Raw genomic sequence first — 4446 nt, forward strand, 5'->3', positions numbered from 1 at the left:
ATATTTTTTTGTCGTATCAGGATTTGGGCTGCAGTTTCCGCATTGATGGCCTGATGGGTTTCGGGGTGGATGTAGTCGGGGTAGTGGATGAGCGTGCCGGCAATCAGCTGCCAAAGCTCAAGCCTGCGGTTGCGGCGCGGAATGGGGAGCAGATCTTGGGTAAGCCCCCAACCTGCATAGAAAGGAAGGCCGTAGCAGCTGACTTTTTTGCCGCGCAACAAGGCTTCAAAACCGGTCAGCGAAGTCATGGTATGAACTTCGTCTGCGTATTGGAGACAGGTCAGGATATCGGCTTGTTCGGCGGTTTGGTCGGCATATTGTGCAGCATCTTCAGGGGAAATATGGCCGATGCGGTTACAGCTGACTACATCGGGATGCGGTTTGTAGATGATATAGGCATCGGGATTGCGTTCGCGTACGGTACGGAGCAGATCCAGATTGCGATAGATTTGGGGTGAACCATAGCGGATAGACGCGTCATCTTCAACCTGGCCGGGAACGAGGATCACGGTTTTGTCGGTTGATGGGGCGGTAAAGTCTGAGTTGCCGACGTTGTATTTGCTGATGTGGTTTTCGGTCAGCATTTTTTGCAGTTTCAAGGCTGTCTGAAAGTCTTGATCGTCGAAGTTTTGGTTTTGCAGGATGTGTTCAAGACGGGACGGGGTTTCGGCGTTGAAATAAATGCCCATATCGTCGGTAACGAGCGACAGTGGTGGGACTAAATTAGAACCAAGCCCGACCGAGCGGATAAAGCCGTCTTCCATGCGCAGCAGGGGGATGTTGTGTTGTTCGGCAAAACGGACGATGGCCTCTTTGCCGTTGCCCCAAGCAAGGATGCGTGCATCGTTGGATAGTTTGACCCCTGCCAGTTTTTGTGTGGAGGCGATAAATTTCAGACGGCATGAGGGTACGTTAAAGAAAGGTTTGGCAACCGCGCGTTTCCACAAAGACATGCCGACGCAATATAACTCACCACGCAATTTGTCGTTTTTGCGTTTGACCGTCGCCAGATAGTCGATAACATCAAAGAGGCTGCCTGCTTCGCCGGTATTGGGATTGAGGTAGCGGCTGTATTGCAGATAGGCTGCGGCAAAGAGCTGCAGCAAGTTGCGGGGGGCGCGGCGTTGGGTTTGAACAAGGCTGTCGATTTGTGGGTGGCGGTCGTCGCTTACACCCCATCCGGCATACCACGGCAGGCCGAAAGTGGTCAGCGGTTTGCCGCATAAAAGCGCCTCAAAACCCATTTGCGAGGTAACGCAATAAACTTTATCGATGTTTTGCAACAAAGAAATCGGATTGATGTCTTCTGCCAAAAGATGGACGCGGTGTTGCTGCGCCAGTTGGGTCAGATAGCCTTGTTTTTTGCCGCACAAAACATCGGGATGGGTTTTGACCCAGATATCGGCTTGTGGGTTTTCATTTAAGGCCGTCTGAAACATCAGTTCAAACGTAGAGGCGTCTGCGCCGCCATACTGGATGGCCATATCGCCGAAGGTTTGATCAATGATGAGGACGGTTTCAGACTTAGATGGGGAGCGCAAAGGATGATCGTCTGAAAGTTCGGGCGCGTGGTTGTATTTGGACAGATGGTGTTGCAGGATGAAATCCATCGCCTGTTGCGCCTGAGCCAAGGTTGCAGACGGCATGGTATCAGCAGCGAGAATCAGTTGTTCCAAACGCGAAGGACGTGTGGTGTCGTAGTAGATGCCGATGTCGTCATAGACGATGGAGTAGGGCGGATAGCCGGCGACGCCCAGGCCGAGCGAACGTAAAAAACCGTCTTCCAATGCAATAAAGGGAAGCTGGTGTTCAGCGGCGAAAGCACGCGCTTTATGTGTCGTCGGGCGCAAACCCCAGCCGACAACAGCCTCTGCTCCTTTTCCGTCTTTGCAGATATGAAATTCAGGCAATAGGATGGAAAGATGGGGGATTTTGCGGATGCCGCGAGAGGGGATGTAGGCGTTTTTCACAATGCGTTTTCGTCGATTATTGTTATTAATGGATTGTAGGCCGTCTGAAAAGAGGAACATTCTTTCAGACGGCCCGAATTATTTTTTAAAACGTGACGGCTTCGGCCAATACTTTGCCTGCCAAGTCTTTAGGCGACAGGTTCGGCTCGCCTTGCAACGGCCAGTCAATGCCGACGGTCGGATCATTCCAAATCAGCGAGTGTTCGGCTTTGGGATTGTAATAATCCGTGCATTTATAGACGAACTCGGCTTCGTCGCTCAGTACATAGAAACCGTGTGCGAAACCTTCGGGTACCCACAGTTGGCGTTTGTTTTCTGCGGACAGGATCTCGCCTACCCATTTGCCGAAAGTGGGGGAGCCTTTACGCATATCGACGGCTACGTCGAATACTTCGCCGACAACCACGCGTACGAGTTTGCCTTGTGTGTTTTCAGTTTGATAGTGCAGGCCGCGCAATACGCCTTTGCTGGATTTGGAATGGTTTTCCTGCACGAAGGTGCGGTCGCAGACTTGGGTCTTGAACCACTCGTCGCGGAAGGTTTCCATAAAAAAGCCGCGCGCGTCGCCGAAGACTTGCGGCTCAAGCAGTTTTACGTCAGGAATGGCGGTATCAATGATGTTCATCGTTTTATCTTTCATCTAAAGGCCGTCTGAAAAGTTTCAGACGGCCTCAAACATTATTTTTTCAACAGGCGCAGCAAATATTGGCCGTATTGGTTTTTCGCCATCGGGCGCGCCAGCTCTTCCAGTTTTTCATCGGAAAGCCAACCGTTGCGCCAAGCAATTTCTTCCAGGCAGGCGATTTGCAGGTCTTGGATGTTTTGCACGGTTTGGACGAAAGAAGCGGCTTCGTGCAGGCTCTCGTGGGTGCCGGTGTCCAACCATGCGAAACCGCGTCCCAAAAGTTGTACCGACAATGAACCGTCTTCCAAATACATTTGGTTGAGGTCGGAAATTTCCAATTCGCCGCGGGTGGACGGTTTGATTTGTTTGGCGAACTCGACGACGCGTTGGTCGTAGAAGTACAAGCCGGTTACCGCCCAATCGGATTTGGGCTGTTGCGGTTTCTCTTCGATAGACAGGGCGTTGAAGTTTTCGTCAAATTCAACCACGCCGAAACGCTCGGGGTCTTTGACTTGATAGCCGAATACGGTTGCGCCGTGGGTCTTGGCGGCGGCCTGTTTCAATGTTTGCGTAAACGATTGGCCGTAGAAAATATTGTCGCCCAAAACCAAGCAAACATTGTCGTTGCCGATAAATTCTTCGCCGATGATAAATGCCTGTGCCAAGCCGTCCGGACTGGGTTGCACGGCATAGCTGATGGAAATGCCGAAATCGCTGCCGTCGCCGAGCAGGCGTTTGAAAGAGGCGTTGTCTTCGGGCGTGGTGATTACCAAAATATCGCGGATTCCTGCCAGCATCAATACGGACAGGGGATAGTAAATCATGGGCTTGTCGTACACGGGCAGCAGTTGTTTGGATACGCCGCGTGTGATGGGATAGAGGCGTGTGCCGCTGCCTCCGGCGAGGATGATGCCTTTCATGGGTTTTCTCCTGAGTAGTGTGTGTTTGCATGATTTTCAGACGGCCTAATATGGGAATAGGCCGTCTGAAAACTTATTTTCCGGTGCCTAAACGCTCTAAACGGTAGCTGCCGTTCAATACGTTTTGCCACCAGGTTTTGTTGTCCAAATACCATTGCACTGTTTTGCGGATGCCGGATTCGAATGTTTCTTGAGGTTTCCAGCCCAGCTCCCTGCCGATTTTGGCAGCGTCGATGGCATAGCGTACGTCATGGCCGGGACGGTCTTGTACGAAAGTAATCAAATCTTCATAACGTGCCACGCCGGCCGGTTTTTCAGGAACAAGCTCTTCCAGCAGGGTACAGATGGTTTTGACGACTTCAATATTGGCTTTTTCATTGTGGCCGCCGATATTGTAGGTCTCGCCGACAACACCTTCGGTAACAACCTGATACAGCGCGCGCGCGTGGTCTTCGACAAACAGCCAGTCGCGGATTTGCATACCGTCGCCGTAAACGGGCAGCGGTTTGCCGTCAAGCGCGTTCAGAATCATCAAAGGAATGAGTTTTTCCGGAAAATGGTAAGGGCCGTAGTTGTTGGAACAGTTGGTTACGATGGTCGGCAAACCGTAAGTACGCAGCCATGCACGGACGAGGTGGTCGCTGGACGCTTTAGAAGCAGAGTAGGGGCTGGACGGCGCGTATGGCGTGGTCTCGGTAAACAAATCGTCTGTGCCGTGCAAATCGCCATAGACTTCATCGGTAGAAATATGGTGAAAACGGAAGGCTTCGCGCTTTTCAGACGGCATTTGTTGCCAGTAGGCGCGGGCTGCTTCAAGCAGATTGAATGTACCGACGATATTGGTTTGGATAAATTCGCCTGCCGAATCGATAGAGCGGTCGACATGGCTTTCCGCAGCCAAGTGCATCACGGCATCAGGCTGGTGTTGTGC

Annotated in this window: 4 protein-coding genes; all 4 read right to left on the bottom strand. The window is 51.8% G+C overall.

Annotated elements, in window-relative coordinates; all coding sequences use genetic code 11:
* A partial coding sequence (locus ACTHS3_RS03460; RefSeq protein WP_440367173.1) for a capsular polysaccharide biosynthesis protein occupies positions 1-2030 on the bottom strand: 2030 nt, incomplete at its 3' end.
* Positions 2031-2055: 25 nt separating this feature from the next.
* Positions 2056-2595, bottom strand: a complete 540-nt coding sequence (rfbC, locus tag ACTHS3_RS03465) for a dTDP-4-dehydrorhamnose 3,5-epimerase (protein ID WP_440367175.1) — start codon at positions 2593-2595, stop codon at positions 2056-2058.
* Between the two features lie 53 nt (positions 2596-2648).
* The gene (rfbA, locus tag ACTHS3_RS03470) at positions 2649-3515 is read right to left on the bottom strand and encodes a glucose-1-phosphate thymidylyltransferase RfbA (protein ID WP_070606309.1); all 867 of its coding nucleotides are present in this window, start codon (positions 3513-3515) and stop codon (positions 2649-2651) included.
* A gap of 73 nt (positions 3516-3588) precedes the next feature.
* Positions 3589-4446, bottom strand: an 858-nt coding sequence (gene rfbB / locus ACTHS3_RS03475; protein WP_440367177.1) for a dTDP-glucose 4,6-dehydratase, incomplete at its 5' end; no start/stop codon positions are given.

The organism is Neisseria sp. P0009.S007 (assembly GCF_051962515.1).

What these genes read in the sequence shown, in the direction of transcription:
- rfbA (WP_070606309.1), bottom strand. Translation starts at nt 3,515, where the DNA reads ATGAAAGGCATCATCCTCGCCGGAGGCAGCGGCACACGCCTCTATCCC.
- rfbC (WP_440367175.1), bottom strand. Translation starts at nt 2,595, where the DNA reads ATGAACATCATTGATACCGCCATTCCTGACGTAAAACTGCTTGAGCCG.